This window comes from Streptomyces sp. ADMS (assembly GCF_033441795.1).
In the GTDB taxonomy this organism is placed as follows: Bacteria; Actinomycetota; Actinomycetes; order Streptomycetales; family Streptomycetaceae; genus Streptomyces.
The window spans coordinates 32,058-51,706 of the sequence record NZ_JAVFVX010000021.1 but is presented as its reverse complement, the minus strand read 5'-3'; the positions used below and the strand labels follow the sequence as shown (position 1 = coordinate 51,706).

13 protein-coding genes are annotated in these 19,649 nt (G+C 70.3%); 3 read left to right on the top strand and 10 right to left on the bottom strand.

Translation table 11 applies throughout. The features are described from left to right. Positions 1 to 307: 307 nt before the first annotated feature. On the bottom strand, positions 308 to 2,182 hold the full coding sequence (locus RB628_RS12310; RefSeq protein ID WP_318320401.1) for an AMP-dependent synthetase/ligase: 1,875 nt from the start codon (positions 2,180 to 2,182) through the stop codon (positions 308 to 310). Positions 2,183 to 2,430: 248 nt separating this feature from the next. Further along, the gene (gene lepA, locus RB628_RS12305) at positions 2,431 to 4,311 is read right to left on the bottom strand and encodes a translation elongation factor 4 (RefSeq protein ID WP_318320400.1); all 1,881 of its coding nucleotides are present in this window, start codon (positions 4,309 to 4,311) and stop codon (positions 2,431 to 2,433) included. 296 nt (positions 4,312 to 4,607) lie between these two features. Between lepA and rpsT the strand changes: the two genes are divergently transcribed. Next, on the top strand, positions 4,608 to 4,874 hold the full coding sequence (rpsT, locus tag RB628_RS12300; protein ID WP_318320399.1) for a 30S ribosomal protein S20: 267 nt from the start codon (positions 4,608 to 4,610) through the stop codon (positions 4,872 to 4,874). 250 nt (positions 4,875 to 5,124) lie between these two features. Here rpsT and holA read toward each other — a convergent pair whose 3' ends face one another. From holA to leuS, 8 genes are all read right to left on the bottom strand, one after another. Beyond that, positions 5,125 to 6,114: a DNA polymerase III subunit delta gene (gene holA, locus RB628_RS12295; RefSeq protein WP_318320398.1), complete on the bottom strand. Its 990-nt coding sequence runs from the start codon at positions 6,112 to 6,114 to the stop codon at positions 5,125 to 5,127. Between the two features lie 107 nt (positions 6,115 to 6,221). Further along, the gene (locus RB628_RS12290) at positions 6,222 to 6,467 is read right to left on the bottom strand and encodes a hypothetical protein (RefSeq protein ID WP_318320397.1); all 246 of its coding nucleotides are present in this window, start codon (positions 6,465 to 6,467) and stop codon (positions 6,222 to 6,224) included. 40 nt (positions 6,468 to 6,507) lie between these two features. Then, the gene (locus RB628_RS12285) at positions 6,508 to 7,368 is read right to left on the bottom strand and encodes an arylamine N-acetyltransferase (protein ID WP_318320396.1); all 861 of its coding nucleotides are present in this window, start codon (positions 7,366 to 7,368) and stop codon (positions 6,508 to 6,510) included. Positions 7,369 to 7,372: 4 nt separating this feature from the next. Beyond that, entirely contained in the window at positions 7,373 to 9,913 is a 2,541-nt protein-coding gene (locus RB628_RS12280; protein WP_318320439.1) for a ComEC/Rec2 family competence protein, read from the bottom strand. A gap of 125 nt (positions 9,914 to 10,038) precedes the next feature. After that, positions 10,039 to 11,190, bottom strand: coding sequence for a ComEA family DNA-binding protein (locus RB628_RS12275; protein WP_318320395.1), 1,152 nt, complete (start codon positions 11,188 to 11,190; stop codon positions 10,039 to 10,041). Positions 11,191 to 11,344: 154 nt separating this feature from the next. Beyond that, positions 11,345 to 12,190 (bottom strand): DegV family protein, encoded by an 846-nt coding sequence (locus tag RB628_RS12270; RefSeq protein WP_318320394.1) that lies wholly within the window; start codon positions 12,188 to 12,190, stop codon positions 11,345 to 11,347. A gap of 81 nt (positions 12,191 to 12,271) precedes the next feature. Beyond that, a complete protein-coding gene (locus tag RB628_RS12265) occupies positions 12,272 to 13,036 on the bottom strand; it encodes a hypothetical protein (protein WP_318320393.1) in 765 nt (254 codons plus the stop codon). A 150-nt stretch (positions 13,037 to 13,186) separates the two neighbouring features. Continuing rightward, positions 13,187 to 16,069, bottom strand: coding sequence for a leucine--tRNA ligase (gene leuS / locus RB628_RS12260; RefSeq protein ID WP_318320392.1), 2,883 nt, complete (start codon positions 16,067 to 16,069; stop codon positions 13,187 to 13,189). 554 nt (positions 16,070 to 16,623) lie between these two features. Here leuS and RB628_RS12255 point away from each other — a divergent pair. Together RB628_RS12255 and RB628_RS12250 are read left to right on the top strand one after the other, a co-directional pair. Beyond that, positions 16,624 to 17,832: a cytochrome b/b6 domain-containing protein gene (locus tag RB628_RS12255; RefSeq protein ID WP_318320391.1), complete on the top strand. Its 1,209-nt coding sequence runs from the start codon at positions 16,624 to 16,626 to the stop codon at positions 17,830 to 17,832. Further along, positions 17,829 to 19,451 carry an NADH-ubiquinone oxidoreductase-F iron-sulfur binding region domain-containing protein gene (locus tag RB628_RS12250; RefSeq protein WP_318320390.1) on the top strand — a complete coding sequence of 541 codons (1,623 nt, stop codon included), beginning with the start codon at positions 17,829 to 17,831 and terminating at the stop codon, positions 19,449 to 19,451. The genes RB628_RS12255 and RB628_RS12250 overlap by 4 nt, the downstream gene beginning before the upstream one ends. Positions 19,452 to 19,649 lie beyond the last annotated feature (198 nt).

Genomic DNA, 19,649 nt, shown 5'->3' with positions numbered 1-19,649 from the left:
GCCGGTACGGGCCGGTACGGGCCGGTACGGGCCGGTACGGGCCGGTACGGGCCGGCAACAGGATGGTCAACCAGTTGTCATGGGGCACCGGCGAGGCGCGGGACGAGACAGCTGCACCGGCTGGAACACCAACCGTCCGGGGAGAACGCCCCGGACACGGCGACGCCGATCGAACGGGTGCGCGCACTCCGCCAACTGCTGAACAGGGGCCGCGAGTCCCGCCCCAGAGGGGCGCGGGGAACCGCGCGACAAGCCACAGCGCCGCCGCAGCCGCCTCCAGCCCCCCGCCACCCCTCCGGCGACCGCGCTACACCTCGCGCGACCCTGCGTACATCTCCTCAATAAGATGCTTGTACTCGCGCTCGACAACAGGGCGCTTCAACTTCAGACTCGGCGTGATCTCCCCATGCTCAACATCAAGATCACGCGGCAGCAACCGGAACTTCTTGATGGTCTGCCACCGCTGAAGCCCACTGTTGAGCTCCTTGACATACCCCTCGATGAGAGCAAGCGTCCCCGGCGCCGCGACGACCTCCGCGTACGACTTCCCGTCGAGCCCGTTGTCCTTCGCCCAGCCCAGGATGGACAGCTCGTCGAGCGCGATGAGCGCGGTGCAGAAGTTCCGGTCGGCGCCGTGGACGAGGATGTTGGAGACGTACGGGCAGACCGCCTTGAACTGTCCCTCGACCTCGGCGGGGGCGATGTACTTGCCGCCCGACGTCTTGATCAGGTCCTTCTTGCGGTCGGTGATCCGCAGATACCCGTCGGGAGACAGCTCACCGATGTCACCGGTGTGCAGCCAGCCGTCGGACTCCAGCACCTCGGCGGTCTTCTCGGGCAGACCGTGATAGCCCTCCATGATGCCGGGCCCGCGCAGCAGGATCTCGCCGTCGTCCGCGATGCGCACCTCGGTGCCCGGCACCGGCTTGCCTACCGTGCCGGTGCGGTAGGCCTCGCCGGGGTTGACGAAGGAGGCGGCGGAGGACTCGGTGAGGCCGTAGCCCTCCAGGATGTGGATGCCCGCGCCGGAGAAGAAGAAGCCGATCTCGGGCGCGAGGGCGGCCGATCCGGAGATGCAGGCGCGCAGGTTGCCGCCGAAGGCCTCGCGGATCTTGGCGAAGACGAGCGCGTCGGCGACCTTGTGCTTGGCGGAGAGACCGAAGGGCGCGGAGGCGGTGCCGGTGCGCCGGAAGTTGTCCTGGGTGACCTTGGCGTACTCGCGGGCGACCCCGGAGGCCCACTGGAAGATCTTGTACTTGGCGCCGCCACCGGCCCGTGCCTTGGCCGCGACCCCGTTGTAGACCTTCTCGAAGATGCGCGGTACGGCGGCCATGTACGTCGGCCGCACGACCGGAAGGTTCTCGATGATCTTGTCGACGCGGCCGTCGACGGCGGTGACGTGCCCGACCTCGATCTGACCGGAGGTCAGCACCTTGCCGAACACGTGCGCGAGCGGCAGCCACAGGTACTGGACGTCTTCCGGGCCGATCAGCCCGGTCGCGGCGATCGCCTTCGCCATGTACGCCCAGTTGTCGTGCGGCAGCCGGACCCCCTTGGGCCGGCCCGTCGTACCCGAGGTGTAGATGAGGGTGGCGAGCTGGTCCCTGGTGATGGCCCCGACCCGCTCCTTGATCAGGTCCGGGTTCTTCTCCAGATACGCGGCGCCGCGCTGCTCCAGCTCGGCCAGGGTGAGCACCCCGTCGCCGGACTCGACGCCGGCCGGGTCGATGACCACCACATGGGTGAGTTCGGGCAGTTCGGCGCGCTTCTCCTGCGCCTTGGCCAGCTGGGTCGCGTCCTCGGCGATCAGCACCCTGCTGGCGGAGTCGGAGAGGATGAAGGCCGACTCGTCGGTGTTGGTCTGCGGGTACACGGTGGTCGTGGCCGCGCCGGCGCACATGATGCCCAGGTCGCCGAGGATCCACTCGACGCGGGTGGCGGAGGCGAGCGCGACGCGCTGCTCCGGCTGCACCCCCAGTTCGATCAGGCCGGCGGCGATGGCGTAGACCCGCTCCGCGGCCTGCGCCCAGGTCAGCGACTTCCAGTGGTCCGGCCCCTCACCGGTGGCCGGAGGCACCGGGTAACGGTAGGCCTCGGCGTCCGGCGTGGCAGCCACGCGATCCAGGAAAAGACCGGCGACGGACGGCGGACGGTTCTCGATCAAGGTCTGTGTGTCGCTCACGACATCCTCCGGGGCCCGCGGCAGTGCGGCGGCTGGCTCATTTGCGGCTGTTGTTTAACTCGCGAGTAACTACCGAGCAGAGATCAGAGTAAGGGGCGACCGGCCGGTGCGTAAGGGGCGGCGGCCTGTCACTTCCTCCAGAGAGCGACTGTTCGCTTCCTACAGCACCGACGGCGAGTACGCCAAGGGGCCCGCCGCGTTCCTGCGCGACGAGCCCCGTTCTTCCGATTCCGACGAGCCTGTGTTGACTACTTCTTGCCCTTGCCCGACCCCGCGTTGTCGTCGCTCGACAGGACGGCGATGAAGGCATCCTGCGGAACCTCCACCGAGCCCACCATCTTCATCCGCTTCTTGCCCTCCTTCTGCTTCTCCAGCAGCTTCCGCTTACGCGAGATGTCACCGCCGTAGCACTTGGCGAGAACGTCCTTGCGAATCGCGCGGATGGTCTCGCGGGCGATGACCCGCGACCCGATGGCCGCCTGGATGGGCACCTCGAAGGCCTGCCGCGGAATCAGCTCCCGCAGCTTGGCGACGAGCCGCACACCGTACGCGTACGCCGCGTCCTTGTGCGTGACGGCGGAGAACGCGTCGACCTTGTCGCCGTGCAGCAGGATGTCGACCTTGACGAGGCTGGAGGTCTGCTCGCCGGTGGGCTCGTAGTCGAGGGAGGCGTAGCCGCGGGTCTTGGACTTCAGCTGGTCGAAGAAGTCGAAGACGATCTCGGCGAGCGGCAGGGTGTACCGGATCTCGACCCGGTCCTCCGACAGGTAGTCCATCCCCAGCAGCACACCACGCCGGGTCTGGCACAGCTCCATGATCGACCCGATGAACTCCGACGGAGCGAGGATCGTGGCCCGTACGACGGGCTCGTACACCTCGCTGATCTTCCCCTCGGGGAACTCGCTGGGGTTGGTGACGATGTGCTCGGAGTTGTCCTCCATCGTCACCCGGTACACCACGTTGGGCGCGGTGGCGATGAGGTCGAGCCCGAACTCGCGCTCCAGCCGCTCCCGGATGACGTCGAGGTGGAGCAGCCCCAGGAAGCCGACCCGGAACCCGAACCCGAGCGCGGCGGAGGTCTCCGGCTCGTAGACGAGCGCCGCGTCGTTGAGCTGGAGCTTGTCGAGGGCGTCGCGCAGCTCCGGGTAGTCGGAGCCGTCCAGCGGATAGAGCCCGGAGAAGACCATGGGCTTCGGGTCCTTGTACCCGCCGAGCGCCTCGGTCGCACCCTTGTGGAGGGTGGTGATCGTGTCACCGACCTTGGACTGACGGACGTCCTTCACGCCGGTGATGAGATACCCCACCTCACCGACCCCGAGACCGTCGGCCGGCAGCATCTCGGGCGAGTTGGTCCCGATCTCCAGCAGCTCGTGGGTGGCCCCGGTGGACATCATCCGGATCCGCTCACGCTTGGTCAGCTGCCCGTCGATGACTCGTACATACGTCACGACGCCCCGGTACGAGTCGTACACCGAGTCGAAGATCATGGCGCGGGCGGGCGCGTCCACGACCCCGACAGGGGCCGGAACCTCCGCGACGACCCTGTTGAGCAGCGCGTCGACACCGACACCGGTCTTGGCGGAGACCCTGAGTACGTCGTCGGGGTCGCAGCCGATGAGGTTGGCCAGCTCCGCGGCGAACTTCTCCGGCTGGGCGGCCGGCAGGTCGATCTTGTTCAGTACAGGGATGATCTTGAGGTCGTTCTCCATCGCCAGGTACAGGTTGGCGAGGGTCTGGGCCTCGATGCCCTGGGCTGCGTCGACGAGGAGAACAGTCCCCTCACAGGCCGCGAGCGACCGCGAGACCTCGTAGGTGAAGTCGACGTGTCCCGGGGTGTCGATCATGTTCAGGATGTGAGTCCTGGCCTGACCGTCCCCGTCCCCGTCGGTCGGCGCCCACGGCAGACGCACCGCCTGGGACTTGATCGTGATGCCGCGCTCGCGCTCGATGTCCATGCGGTCGAGGTACTGGGCGCGCATCTGCCGCTGGTCGACCACTCCGGTCAGCTGGAGCATCCGGTCGGCGAGGGTGGACTTGCCGTGGTCGATGTGCGCGATGATGCAGAAGTTGCGGAGCAGCGCCGGGTCGGTACGGCTCGGCTCGGGCACATGGCTAGGGATCGCGGGCACGCAGGGTCCTGATTCTTGAGGCGTCCGCAGTGTCTGCGGTCTCGGGTCGGATCGATACGTAGGCTCCATGGTCCCACGGCCGGGAACGGGGACCGGTTTGGGTGGGTTCATGGGGACTGCTGGGGGCCAGGGCGGCCGGATTGGGCCGTCCGGAGGGCGACTGGTAGCCTGGGCCGTTGTGTCTCATGCCCTCTCAGCAGGAGACACACCGTGCAGTGAATCGCAGTGAAACCAAGCAGCAATCAAACGGTGCATGAGGCATGCCCTCGGGCGCCTGAACCTGAAAAGGCTCATTCGTGGCGAACATCAAGTCCCAGATCAAGCGGATCAAGACCAACGAGAAGGCCCGGCTGCGCAACAAGGCCGTCAAGTCCTCCCTGAAGACCGCGATCCGCAAGGCCCGCGAGGCCGCTGCCGCGGGTGACGTCGAGAAGGCCACCGAGGCTCAGCGCGCTGCCGCGCGTCAGCTCGACAAGGCCGTCTCGAAGGGCGTCATCCACAAGAACCAGGCCGCCAACAAGAAGTCGGCGCTTGCTTCCAAGGTCACCACCCTCAAGGGCTGAACCTTTCTCTCTTCGATCTGACCCAACCGCCGGAAGGACTCAGAGCGGGCCCTCTCATCCGCTCCCACCCGGCACTCCGGCCTCACGCGCGATCTGCGTTCGCCACGCGGGCGTGAAGCCACCGGCAACACCAGCAGAAGCTTCATCCGACGGCCCCGGCACCTGTCCTGCCCCAGGACGGAGAACCGGGGCCTTCGGCATGTCCAGCCGCCCACCGTGCACCGCGTCTGCTCAGTCCAGGCCCGGTGTCTCAGCCCGTCCGGCGAGACCGAGCCGCCCTGGCGATCACCACGACCGCCTTCTCCAACGCGTACTCGGGATCGTCCCCGCCGCCCTTCACCCCCGCATCAGCCTCAGCCACCGCCCGCAACGCCACGGAAACCCCGTCCGGGGTCCACCCCCGCATCTGCTGCCGCACCCGATCGATCTTCCAGGGCGGCATCCCCAGCTCCCGGGCAAGATCCGCCGGCCGCCCACCCCGCGCGGACGACAGCTTCCCGATCGCCCGCACCCCCTGAGCCAGCGCACTGGTGATCATCACCGGCGCCACCCCGGTCGACAGCGACCACCGCAACGCCTCCAGCGCCTCCGCCACCCGCCCCTCGACAGCCCGGTCGGCGACCTCGAAGCTCGACGCCTCTGCCCGCCCCGTGTAGTACCGCCCGACCACCGCCCCGTCGATCGTCCCCTCGACATCCGCGACGAGCTGGGTCACCGCGGACGCCAGCTCCCGCAGATCACTCCCGATCGAGTCGACGAGCGCCTGACACGCCTCAGGCGTCGCGGACCTCCCCGTCACCCGGAACTCCGACCGCACGAACGCCAGCCGATCCGCCGGCTTCGTCATCTTGGGACACGCCACCTCCCGCGCCCCCGCCTTGCGCGCCGCGTCGAGCAGTCCCTTGCCCTTGACTCCCCCCGCGTGCAGCAGCACGAGGGTGATCTCCTCCGCAGGCGCCCCGAAGTACGCCTTCACATCCTTGACCGTGTCGGCCGACAGGTCCTGCGCGTTGCGCACGACCACGACCTTGCGCTCCGCGAAGAGCGACGGACTGGTCAGCTCGGCCAGCGTTCCTGGCTGCAACTGGTCCGAGGTCAGGTCTCGTACGTCCGTGTCGGCGTCGGCGGCCCGGGCTGCGGCCACCACCTCCTGCACGGCACGGTCGAGCAGGAGGTCCTCCTGGCCCACGGCAAGCGTGACGGGGGCGAGAGGGTCGTCATGTGCGGTCTTCTTGGCCATCCCCGAAAGCATCCCACGAGCCACTGACATTGATGCCGCCCACCAGGCTCACCGAAGCCCCCGGCGGACCGCCGCGGCTGCACCCACAACCACAGAAACGGCCCCAGCTACGGCTCCTCCCGCCACCCCTCCCACTCCCCCACGAACTCGTCCAGCTCCTTCTCGTCCAGCCGCCCCGCCTCGTCCCGCAGCACAACGAGCCACTGAGCGTCCTCGGCATCGTCCTCACCGGCCAGCGCATCCCGTACGAGCTGCGGCTCCTCGTCAAGGCCGAACCGCTCACGCAGAGCCTCCACCACCTCCTCGGCGGCATCGCGGTCGGGCAGCACCAGCACATGTCTCACATCGCTCACGGAGACATTTTCGGTTACGCCGGAACCCGATCCAGTCGCCTCACTCACCCCCACCGGACTCCTGACCTCCCCCACCGGGCTCCCGAACCCTCGGCACACCGGACAGCTCGACCCCGAACCGCTCCCGGTACACGGAGAGCACCTCACTGTCGGCCCCCAGCTCCCGCACCTCCCGCTGCCCACCCGGCGCCGTCACCGTGAGACTTCGGCCGCTGAGCGTGATCCTCCCTCCGTCCTCCGTGAGCCGCGAACAGACCAGCGAGCGGGTGAAGTGCGACTCCGGCGAAGTGATGTGCCACCAGGCCCCGGCCACGAAATCCCCGAGCGCCCGGGGCCGCAGCTCCAACCGGAACCGGCGTCTGCCGTCCCGCACCACGTCCAGGTCACCCGAGTCCGAGTCTGCCCCGCCACCTCGCGTTCCCGACGCGTCCGGCCCCGCCTCGACGACCCGAAAGACACCGCCCGGATCCTCCTGCTCGCACCGCTGCCCGATCGCCAGCGGGCCGTGGCTGTGCGCCCCGAAGCCCACGTCGGCCAGCCAGTCGCCCCCGTCCACCGTCCGTACACGCAGCGCGAGATGGTCGTAGGGGATGCCGAGCCGTTCCTCGTCGCCGTACACCCGCGCCGCGAGCAGTGTGACGTCGAAGCCCAGCGCCGTGAGCAACGCCCCGAACAGACCGTTGAGTTCGTAGCAGAACCCGCCCCGACGGGCATCCACCACCTTCTCCAGCAGCCGGTTCTCCTCCAGCACGATCTTCTCGCCGAGATGGATCGACAGGTTCTCGAAGGGCACCGCCACCAGGTGTTTCAGTTGCAGCTCGCGCAGGACGTCGGAGGTGGGCGATGCCGGGCGCTCGGCGCCCAGCCGGCGGAGACAGGCATCAGCCTGTGCGGAGTTCATGGCCTCAGTCTCTCGCCACCCTCAGCTCCCGGCCCGCGCCGACGACCGCCAGCGCCCCGTCCTCGTCCGTGCGCAGCACCATGGCACCCCCGTCCCTGAGCGCCGCGACCGTGCTGGGCGCGGGATGCCCGTACGTGTTGTCCGCGCCGCACGAGATGAGCGCCAGCCTCGGGGCCGCCGCCCGTATGAGGTCCGGGTCCTGATAGGCCGACCCGTGGTGGGCGACCTTGAGGACGTCCACGCCACGCAGCCCCACAGCGGCCGGCGACCGCAAGAGCGCCCGCTGGGCCGGGGGTTCGAGGTCCCCGAGGAGCAGCAGGCGCAGCCCGGCCGTGCGGACGAGCAGCGTGACACTGGCGTCGTTGGCGCCCTCCGGCTCGGGTGCCGGCGCCGGCTGCGGCCACAGCACCTCCCAGTCGAGGGAGCCCGTACGCCGCCGCTCACCGGCGACGGCACGCGTCACCGGGATACGCCGGGCGGCCGCCTCCCTCAGCACGAACTCGGCCTGGTCCTCGGGCTCCTCGAACCCCGTTGCCTCGATCGCGCCCACCGAGCGCCCACGCAGTACGCCGGGCAGCCCGGCGACGTGGTCCGCGTGGAAGTGGGTGAGGATCACGAGGGGCACCTTGGTGATGCCGAGGGCGCGCAGACAGTGGTCGACCAGTACCGGGTCGGGTCCGGCGTCCACGACCACACCGGCGCCTTCCCCTGCCGCGAGGACGGTCGCGTCGCCTTGCCCCACGTCGCACATGGCGAACCGCCATCCCGGCGGCGGCCACCCCGTGATCACCCCCGTCAGTGGCGCCGGGCGCATCACCACCAGGAGCAACAGCACCCCGCAGGCCGCACACCACCCCGGACGCTTCAACAGCCGCGCGCCGACGAACACGACGAGCACCATGCACAGCCCCAGCAGCAGCGCGCCCGTCCAGCTGCCCGGCCAGTCCACTCCTCCGCCGGGCAGGGCCGCTCCCGTACGGGCGATGTCCGCGATCCACCCCGCGGGCCAACCCGCGCCCCAGGCCAGCGCCTTGGCCACCGGCATCGCCACCGGCGCCGTGGCCAGCGCCGCGAAGCCCAGCACCGTGGCCGGGGCGACGGCGAACTCCGCGAGCAGGTTGCACGGCACTGCCACCAGACTCACCCGCGCCGACAGCACCGCCACGACCGGCGCGCACACGGCCTGTGCGGCCCCGGCCGCCGCCAGCGCCTCGGCCAGCCGAGGCGGCACCCCGCGTCTGCGCAGCGCCGGGCTCCAGCGGGGCGCGAGGGTGAGGAGGGCGCCGGTGGCAAGGACGGAGAGCAGGAAACCATAACTCCGGGCCAGCCAGGGGTCGTACAGCACCAGCAGCAGTACCGCTGTCGCCAGCGCCGGGATCAGCGACCGGCGGCGCCCGGTCGCGAGGGCGAGCAGCGCGACGGATCCGCAGGCCGCGGCCCGCAGCACACTCGGGTCCGGTCGGCACACGACGACGAATCCCAGGGTGAGCGCGCCGCCGAGCACTGCGGTCGCCCGGAGGGGAATGCCCAGGCGGGGTGCGAGGCCACGCCGTTCGACCTGCTGGGCGAGCGCGGGTGGGCCGATGAGCAGGGCGAGGAGGATGGTGAAGTTCGCCCCGCTGACAGCCATCAAGTGCGTGAGGTCGGTCTCCTTGAACGCCTCGTCCAGCCCGGGTGTGACGCGTGAGGTGTCCCCGACGACCAGCCCGGGCAGCAGCGCCCGCGCGTCCGCGGGCAATCCGTCGGTGGCGTCTCGCAGCCCCGCCCGCAGTCGCCCCGCGAACCGCTGCGCCGCCGACGGGTCCCTCACCACCTCCGGGGCCGCCCGGTCCCGTACCCGCAGCACGGCCGCGACCCGGTCACCGCCCGTCAGAGCGGGCACGAGCCGCCCGGTCACCCGCAGCCGCGTGGACGGCAACAGCGTCAGCCAGGGCGAACGCTCCGGACCACCCGCCGTCTCCGCCGCCCGCCGGAACGGCCCCGTCTTCGTCCGTTTCGGGGCCACGTCGACGATCACGAGCACGGGCGTCCGCGTCGCCACCGTGTTCCCGTCCCTCTCCTCGACGCGCCGGACATCGGCGTCGAGCAGTACGGCGGTCGGCGCGGCATGCGCGCCCTGGATCCGGGGCCGGGTGAGCCGTGGGTCGGAGGTGATCTCCAACTCGGCTGTCACACCGGCGTACTGGCGCGCCAGCCCCGGCACTGGTCCCCGCCGCAGATCGGCCCCGTGCAGGCCGGCGGAGACGGCGGCCGCGGCGACACAGAGCAGCACGGCAGCCACGGAAAGCCGCGACCATGTGCCCCACCGGGACCGTCCCGCCGACGGGAGACCGGCTCCCTCCTCCGAGGTACGACGTGTCAGCAGGAGCACTCCGGCCACGACCGAACAGACGATCGCAACGCCGGTGATCCAGCCGGGCGGGACAGTCAGCGCCACTGCCGCCGTCGCCCAGGCCGCCAGCGCCGGCGGCACCAACCGCAGGTCCGTCGGTCCCTCCTGCCGGGGATTGGCTTCCCCGAGCCGTTTCCCCGAGGCAGCGTGCACGGCCCGGCGGGTTCGAGGTGCTCCCCGGGCGGGCGTGCCCCGGTCGTCGAGCGTGCGGGGTTCGGCGTGCACGGCCCCGACCACCCCACGGCCAGACGGACCGTCATCGACATCGGGTGCCCGGCTCATGGCTGCACGAGATTTCGCAGGTCGGCGAAGCGCCGGTCGCCGATGCCGTTCACCTCACGCAGCTCGTCCACCGACCGGTATCCACCGTGCTGGGTGCGGTACTCGATGATGTGCTGCGCCAGCACGGGACCGACCCCGGGCAAGGTGTCGAGCTGATCCACGGTGGCCGTGTTCAACGAGACGGGCGCCGCCGGTCCGGCCCCCGCCGCGCCCACGGTGCCGCCCGCGCCCACACCACCCGAGCCCCCACCACCACCTGCGACCGCCCCCGCTACGGGCACAGTTGCGCCGACCACCACCTGTTCGCCGTCCACGAGGAACCGCGCACGGTTGAGCCCCTCGGTCCTCGTACCGGGACGCACCCCACCGGCGGCACGCAGGGCGTCGGCGACCCTGGACCCGGCCGGCAGCCGTTGGATCCCCGGCTCGCGCACCTTGCCGCTGACGTCCACCACGATCTGGGCCCCCGCCGCTCCCGCGACACTCCTGGGACCTGCCGCGGAACCCGTCGGCGCCGCCCCGAACGGAGCGGCCGCCCGAACCACCTCAGGCGCCCGAACGGACTGGACACGCCCCGTCCAGAAGTGTTGTACGGCGAGCACCGCGGCAGCGACCAGCACCACCGTGAGCGCCACCACGCTCCGCCGCTCCAGACCACACCGAGCCTGCAACCACACCGGCATCCGCTCCCGCACCGCAAGCCCGGCCCGCTCCTGCCAGACCCCGGCAGCCCGACCGTCCACAGCACCGGCACTGGCACCGTCGGCGGCGGCAGCAGCGACATCGGCGGCAGCGGCGTCAGCACCGGCATCGCTCACTGCGCCGGCGGCACTCCCGCCGGCGCCCACGCCCGTATCAGCGACCCCACGCCCTGCCGACGGCCTGGCGAACCGCGCCCCTCCCCCGTCGTCCGCCTCCCCGGCGTCCCGCTCACCGCCCGGCGGCCCGTTTCCCAACTCCCTTCGCTCCAGGGCTCGTTCGCCGAAGAGCGCCTCCGCCCGCCGGCGGAGCTCGTCGGCCGACGCCTGATGCTGCCGGGCCCGGCTGCGGGGACGGCGATGGCCGTGGCGGACGCGGCCGTCGGACATCGGACCGCGGCCCGGGCCGCTGGTCGGAGTGGTTGCGCGTGAACGTGATCGAAGTGCCATGCGCCGAGGATGGAGCAGGTCACCGCATCCGCGATGATCTTGCTCGATTCCGGTGGATTACCGGCTGGTTGTGGATAACTCCGTCACCCGCAGGAGTGCCGCCCACCGACCCGGAGCGCTCTGGCCCCCAACCCGCCGGAGCCCCGCAGCCCCCTCACCGAGACGAGACGACCGCTGCCAGCAACCCAGGCCCCGTATGCGCCCCGATCACCGCCCCCACCTCGCTCACGTGCAGCTCGGCCAGCCCCGGCACCCGCAACCGCAACCGGTCCGCGAGGGCCGCTGCCCGGTCGGGGGTGGCCAGATGGTGCACGGCGATGTCGACCTGCGCGCCACCCGCCCGGTCGGCGACGATCTCCTCCAGGCGGGCGATGGCCTTGGACGCCGTCCGTACCTTCTCCATCAGCTCGATGCGCCCGCCGTCCAGTCGCAGCAGCGGTTTCACGGCGAGAGCGGAGCCGAGGAGAGCCTGCGCGGCGCCCATCCGGCCGCCGCGGCGCAGATAGTCGAGGGTGTCGACGTAGAAGTACGCGGACGTGCCCGCGGCCCGCTTCTCCGCGGCCGTCACGGCCTCGTCCACGGTGCCGCCCGCTTCCGCCGCCTCGGCCGCGGCCAGTGCGCAGAACCCGAGGGCCATCGCGACCATGCCGGTGTCCACCACCCGCACGGGCACCGGCGCCTCACGGGCCGCCAGAACCGCGGCGTCGTACGTGCCCGAGAACTCGGCGGAGAGGTGCAGCGAGACGATGCCGGTGGCACCGGACTCGGCGACCCTGCGGTAGGTCTCCGCGAAGAGCTGGGGGCTCGGGCGCGAAGTGGTGACGGACCGGCGCTTCTGGAGCGCCTGGGCCAGGGCGCGGGCGGAGATCTCGGTGCCCTCTTCGAGGACCTGGTCACCGAGAACCACGGTCAGCGGCACCGCGATGATGCCGTGACGCTCCATCGTCCGCGGCGGCAGGTAGGCCGTTGAATCGGTGACGATAGCGACATGGCGGGACATGAGCTGGAGGTTACCTGCCGTAGCTCGTGGGCGGCAGCCCGCCCCTTTCACCTGCCTCGTGACCGGAGTCCGGACACGGGATCAAGTCGTGTTCTCCGGACGGGGTTTCTTCTGCCACGGGTAGACGGGCTGCTGGACCGGCGGAGTGATGGCGGGCCGGGTCGGTTCGGGGGCCCGTCCCGCGTCGGGGTGGTCCGGCCAGGTCTGCTGCGCCGCGGCGCCATCGGCGGGCGGCGCCTCGGGCCACGGCGGTGGGGCGGGGGCAGGAGTCGACGTGGATGTCTCGGCAGGCGTGGGCTCCACGGTCGTCCAGTGCCGCAGGGCGCCCGCCTCGACGTCGATCTGTGTCCTCAGGTCGTCCAGGTCGTCGTTCGCGAAACGGGTCGCCCGGTCCCGGGCCGCCCAGCGCAGCGAGTCGGCCGCGTGCGTGATCTGCTCGGTGCGCTCACGCAGGGCGGGCAGTCGCGCGACGAGCGTCGTCCGGTCGGGCTCGGACTCCAGCCGCTTGAGTTCGGCGTCCAGCTCATGGCCGTGCGTGCTGAGCCGCTCGAAGAGGCCGAGGGACTCCTTGAGGGACTCGTCCTCGGCCACGCCCGCGTGCAGCGCGTCCTGCGTGGAGCGCATCGACGTTCGCAGCTTGAGTCTGAGCTGGGCCAGCTCGCCGGCCGGGCCCGGCTGGGCGTAGGTCTTGGCGCGCAGCGTGGTGTCCTCGACCGTGCGGCGGGCCTGCGTGATCGTCCGGTCGACGCCTCTCTTGGCCGCGCCGACCACCTTCACGGTGGCGTACACACCCAGCACCACGAACAACAGGAAGAGCAGAGCGACAACTGCGACAGCGGCTTCCACGACGCTCCTCCTCCTACCGGTCGCGGCCTTCGAGCCGCTCTTCAACGGTAAACGCAAAGAGCAGGCCCGGAGTTCCAAAAGAACCCCGAACCTGCCCGTAGGGGACTACCCGGAGCGGCCCGACGGACCGCCCACGCCTACCCCCTGCGTCTAGGCCGTAACGATGTTGACCAGCTTCGGCGCCCGCACGATGACCTTGCGGATTCCCGCGCCGGCCAGCGCCTCCACGACCTTGTCGTCGCCCAGCGCCACCTTCTCCAGTTCGTCGTCGGAGATCGACGGCGAGACCTCCAGGCGCGCCTTGACCTTGCCCTTGATCTGCACGACGCAGGTCACGCTCTCGTCCACGACGTACGCGGGGTCGGCGACCGGGAAGTCCTGGTGGACGACCGAGTCGGTGTGACCCAGCCTGCGCCACAGTTCCTCGGCGATGTGCGGGGCCAGCGGCGCGACCAGCAGCACCAGGGCCTCGGCGACCGTGCGCGCGACCGGACCGCCCGCCTTGGTCAGATGGTTGTTCAGCTCGGTGACCTTGGCGATGGCGGTGTTGAACCGCAGGCCGTCCAGGTCCTGGCGGACGCCGTCGATCGCCTTGTGCAGGGCACGCAGAGTCGCCTCGCCGGCCTCACCGTCGACAACGGTGACCTCGCCGCTGTTCTCGTCGACGACGTTGCGCCACAGCCGCTGCAGCAGCCGGTACTGGCCCACCACCGCGCGCGTGTCCCACGGCCGCGAGACGTCCAGGGGGCCCATCGCCATCTCGTACAGGCGCAGCGTGTCCGCCCCGTACTCGGCGCAGATCTCGTCCGGAGTGACCGCGTTCTTCAGGGACTTGCCCATCTTGCCCAGCAGTCGGGAGACCTTCTCGCCCTGGTGGAAATAGGCGCCGTCGCGCTCCTCCACCTCGGCGGCCGGGATGGCGATGCCGCGGCTGTCGCGGTACACGAAGGCCTGGATCATGCCCTGGTTGAACAGCCTGTGGAAGGGCTCGACCGAGGAGACGTGCCCCAGGTCGAACAGGACCTTGGACCAGAAGCGCGCGTACAGCAGGTGCAGTACGGCGTGCTCGGCGCCGCCGACGTACAGGTCGACGCCGCCGTGGGGCTGCCCCTCCCGGGGGCCCATCCAGTACTGCTCGATGGCCGGGTCGACCAGCTTCTCGCTGTTGTGCGGGTCCAGGTAGCGCAGTTCGTACCAGCAGGAACCGGCCCAGTTGGGCATGGTGTTGGTCTCGCGGCGGTACTTCTGCGGGCCGCGGCCGTCACCCAGGTCCAGGGTGACGTTGACCCAGTCCGCGTTGCGGGACAGCGGGGTCTCCGGGGAGGTGTCCGCGTCGTCCGCGTCGAAGGTGCGCGGCGAGTAGTCCTCGACCTCGGGCAGCTCCAGGGGCAGCATCGACTCGGGCAGCGAGTGGGCGACACCGTCCTCGTCGTAGACGATGGGGAAGGGCTCGCCCCAGTAGCGCTGGCGGCTGAACAGCCAGTCGCGCAGCCGGAAGTTGACGGTGCCGTGGCCGATGCCCTTCTGCTCCAGCCACTCGGTGATGCGCGCCTTGGCGTCAGCGACGCCCAGCCCGTCCAGGGAGATGTCGTCGTTGGCCGAGTTGATGATCTTCGCGTCGTACGCCCCGAAGGCGTCGTCCCACGTCGAGGTGTCGGTGCCGCGCCCGTCGGTCGGCTCCACGATGCAGTGGATCGGCAGTTCGAAGGCGCGGGCGAACTCGAAGTCGCGCTGGTCGCCCGCCGGTACGGCCATGATCGCGCCGGTGCCGTAGCCCATCAGCACGTAGTCGGCGATGAAGACGGGGACCTTCTCGCCGTTGGCCGGGTTGACCGCGTACGAGCCGATGAAGACACCGGTCTTGTCCTTGGCCTCGGCCTGCCGCTCGACGTCCGACTTCGAGGAGGCCTGGGCGCGGTAGGCGGCGACGGCCTCGGCGGGCGTGGCGTGGCCGCCCGTCCAGACGTCGTGGGTGCCCTCGGGCCAGGCACCCGGGACCAGCTTCCCGACCAGGGGGTGCTCGGGCGCCAGGACCATGTAGCTCGCGCCGAACAGGGTGTCCGGGCGGGTGGTGAAGACGGTGATGGCCTCGCCGTCCACGGGGAAGTCGACGCGGGCGCCCTCGGAGCGGCCGATCCAGTTGCGCTGCTGCAGCTTGATGGCCTCGGGCCAGTCCAGCGCGTCCAGGTCGTTCAGCAGCCGGTCGGCGTAGGCGGTGATGCGCATGTTCCACTGGCGCAGCTTGGCCTTGAAGACGGGGAAGTTGCCGCGCTCGGAACGGCCGTCGGCGGTGACCTCCTCGTTCGCCAGTACGGTGCCCAGTCCCGGACACCAGTTGACGGGCGCCTCGGAGGCGTACGCCAGACGGTACTCACCCAGGACGTCGGCGCGCTCGGCGGCGGTCAGCCGGTCCCACACGCGCGCGTGGTCACCGGGTACCGCGCGCTCGCCGCTCTCGAACTGGGCGATCAGGTCGGCGACCGGGCGGGCCCTGTCCGCCTCCGCGTCGTACCAGGAGTTGAAGATCTGCAGGAAGATCCACTGGGTCCACTTGTAGTAGTCCGGGTCGATCGTGGCGAAGGACCGGCGCTTGTCGTGGCCCAGCCCCAGCCGGCGCAGCTGGACCTTCATGTTCTCGATGTTGGCCTCGGTGGACACCCGCGGATGCGTGCCGGTCTGCACGGCGTACTGCTCTGCGGGCAGGCCGAAGGCGTCGAAGCCCAGGGTGTGCAGGACGTTGTGGCCGGTCATGCGCTGGAAGCGGGCGAACACGTCGGTCGCGATGTAACCCAGCGGATGGCCGACGTGCAGACCCGCACCGGAGGGGTACGGGAACATGTCCATGATGAACTTCTTGGGCTTGGCGGCCAGCTCGGGGTCGCCCGCCAGGTCGCCGCTCGGATTGGGGGCGGCGTACGTGCCCTCGGCGTCCCAGAAGTCCTGCCAGCGTGCCTCGATGTCAGCCGCCATGGCGGCCGTGTAGCGGTGCGGCGCCGCCACCTCGGCGGCGGCAGCGGGGTTCGTCTCGCTCATGGTCTCAAAGCTCCATCGATCGTCTCTGCCAGCGGCCTGGAAATGAAAAATCCCCTCGCACAGGAGGGGACGCCGCGCCGATGCCGACCACGATTCGTCAGCGGTCGGGACTGATCAGCGCGGCTCACTAAGCAGAAGGCGTACGGCACGCATGGCGTCAGGGTACCGCAGCCCTTGAGCAGATCACGACGCGCTTACGTATGCCTCATCGGCACCGGGTGCCGCCCCCGCAGCCCCGGGGAGGGCGCTCTCACCACACCCGACAGAAGGTGCAGCAAGCCCGAAAAGTCGCTTCGCATAACGACCACTCAGGGACATCTCAACAACCGCACTGCCCTTTGAGAGCAACGCAATAATCCAATCGTTGTACCCATCGGTATGGCGCCGCTTAGAGTGCGGCAGCGGGACCGCTTTCCCGAACCGTTCGGAGTTGCCCCCATGAACCCTCGTCCACACAGCAGTTCGCCTCCCCGGCCCGACCCGTCGGCCTCCAGGATGGCGTCCGCCGGCACTTTGCCGTCCATACCCCCCACGGTGATGTCGGGAGGCATGTCGTGACGTCGGACAGTACGGTGGATGACTCGTTGCTGGAGTTCCTCAACTTCGGAACCGGGGTTCTGTCACTCGTCAGCCTCACCTGCTCGGTGATCTGGGGGCTGGTCGCCCAGGACCGGATGATCCTCAACACCCGCCAGCGGATCTCCGCGCAGGCCGTTCACCGGGTGAGCGCGGTCGCCTCCATCGCGTTCCTGCTCGTGCACATCGTGACCAAGCTGGTGCTGAGTCACACCAGCTGGATCGCCGCGGTGATCCCGTTCGGGCTCGTCTTCACGGGTGGCGACCAGGTCACGGGCACCGCCTTCCTCATCGGCCTCGGTACCCTGGCCGCGCTGCTCATGATCTTCGTCGGCATCACCGGCGCGCTGCGCAACAGGTTCGCCTCCCCCGCTCCGGTCGCGGCCCGCTGGCGCGCGATGCACATGCTGGCCTACCCGGCGTGGTGCGCGGCGCTGATCCACGGCCTGTTCGCAGGCCGCCCGGCGAAGACGTTCTTCATGCTGTCGTACGCGCTGTGCGTGGTCGGGGTCGCCGCCGCCCTCGCCCTGCGCGCTGCACCGCGTCCCTTCAAGCGCAAGGTCGCCGACCGGATCGTCCAGATCATCGGCTCCAACGAGCAGCCTGGCCGCCAGGAGCTGGACGCCAGCCGCGCCAAGGCCTCCGCCGGGTCAGCGCTGCCGGGCTACGAGGATCAGCGCCCGTCGAGGCCCTCGCGCAAGGAGTCGACCGGCCCCCTGCCCGGCATGCCGCCCCCGGCCGCGGAGCCCGCGAACGGCTTCGCGGCCGCCTACCGCTCCGTCTCGACGCCACGCCAACAGCAGCCCTATGCAGCCGACCAGACCGCACGCATGGACCTGCCGATGGACATGCAGCACACCGAGGCGATCCCGCGGATGGACGGCAGTACGTCGGGCAGCTGGCCGATCCCGTCCCCGCCGCCCGTCGGCGAGGCGCCGGTGTCGGCGTACGACCCGCTCAACGACACGGGATTTAACATCCCGGCCTACGGCAATCCGGGCGCGGCCGCGTACGACACGAGTGACATGTACGACACCGGTGAGTCGAACGCCGCCTACGGCACGTACAACGCGAATGACACGTACAACAGCGGTCCCGCCACTGATACAAACCCCGGTGCTTCCTATGACTTCGACGCACCGGGTTCGGGCGAACCTTGGAACGCGCCTTCCGGAGGCTTTAAGTGAACGAGGCTCTGCCCGACGTACCCGAAGTCCGCGTGGTGGGGCTTCCCCAGCTCACGTCGGGCTTCGACCTTGTCGAAAGACTTGACCTGCCCATGCACCTGAAGGTGCATGGGCCGCTCGAACCAATGGGCGGAGAGCAGCTCGCGCAGCTCTCCGAGCGCATTTCCCTGAAGGGCCGCGGCGGTGCGGGCTTCCCCTTCCACAAGAAGCTGCGGTCGGTCGCCGAGTCGGCGATCCGGCGCGGTGTGCGGCCGGTCGTCGTCGTCAACGCAAGCGAGGACGAGCCCGCCTGCCGCAAGGACACGGTGCTGGTCAACCGTGCCCCGCACCTGATCCTCGACGGCGCCCTGCTGTGCGCCGAGGCCATGGGTGCCCGCACCCTCGTCATCGGGGTGACACGTGAATCCACGCAGCGCTCCATGGAGGCCGCGCTCTCCGAGCGGGGCCTCAACAACGGCCGCCGATCGGCCCTCCGCGCGCGCGTGCAGCGCAATCCGATCCGGATGGTCACCGGCGCCGCCGCCTCGCTGGTCCGTTCCATCGACGGCGGTCCGGCGATCCCGCCCGGCCGCAAGATCAGCGCCTCGCAGAACGGCGTAGGCGGCGCGCCCACCCTGCTCTCCAACGCCGAGACCTACGCCCAGCTGGCGATCGCCGCCCGCATCGGCGCCGAGCGCTACTGCAACACCGGCCTGTACGACGAGCCGGGCACCGTCATGCTCACGGTCTCCGGCGCGGTCGCCCGCCCCATGGTGATCGAGGCGCCGACGGGTGTGCCGCTGCGATACGTCCTCCAGCTGGCAGGCGCCCCGCCGGTCCCGCAGGGCGTGCTGACCGGCGGCTACCACGGCAAGTGGATCGACGCGGCGACGGTCAACGAGGCGATCGTCTCGCGCAACTCCCTTGACGCGGTGGGCGGTGCGCTCGGCGCCGGCGCGATCCTGCCGATCAGCCAGGACACCTGTCCGCTGGGCGAGTCGCTGCGTGTGGCCCAGTGGCTGGCCGAGGAGAGCGCCGGCCAGTGCGGCCCCTGCTACCTCGGTCTGCCCGCCGCGGCGCGCGGCATGGAGGACATCCTCAACGGGGGCGGACCGGCCGCCCTGGAAGCCGTCAAGCAGGTCGCCAAGTCCGTGAAGCGGCGCGGTGCGTGCTCGCATCCGGACGGCTCGGCGATGTTCCTGGAATCGACCATCAAGGCGTTCACGGACGACCTCGCCGCCCATGTCCTCGGAAACGGCTGCGGAAGGCCCGTGGAAGGCGTTCTGCCGCTCTTCGAGGGCGGCCAGATGCCTACGGGTATCCCGGGCGGCCAGGCGGAGGAGGAGAACGGTCCCAGCCGTCAGAAGATCTTCGTCGACTGGACCCTCTGCCGGGGCCACGGACTGTGCGCCGACATCCTCCCCGAGGTCTTCGAACTGGGAGCCGACGGATTCCCGACGGTCGCGCAGGCCAAGGTGCCCCGGTACGCGGAGGCGAAGGCGATGCGCGCGGTGCGCCGCTGCCCGGCGCTGGCACTTCGCATCGAGGAGGACACCAGGGCCTCGGCTCCCGACCGCAACCTGCCGGTCCTGTCCCAGCGTGGCGGCCGGGGCCGCCGCGCCCTCGGCAGCGGTCGCTGAGGCACCCCGAAGCAACCACGGCGGGCCACTCGAATCGATCGAGTGACCCGCCGCACGCGTCCCCGTGCACAACACGCACCACACCCACAACACCTGCAACGCCGAAGGCGGGTCATCCTGATCGGATGACCCGCCTTCAACTTCTGTGGAGCTAAGGAGAATTGAACTCCTGACCTCCTGCATGCCATGCAGGCGCTC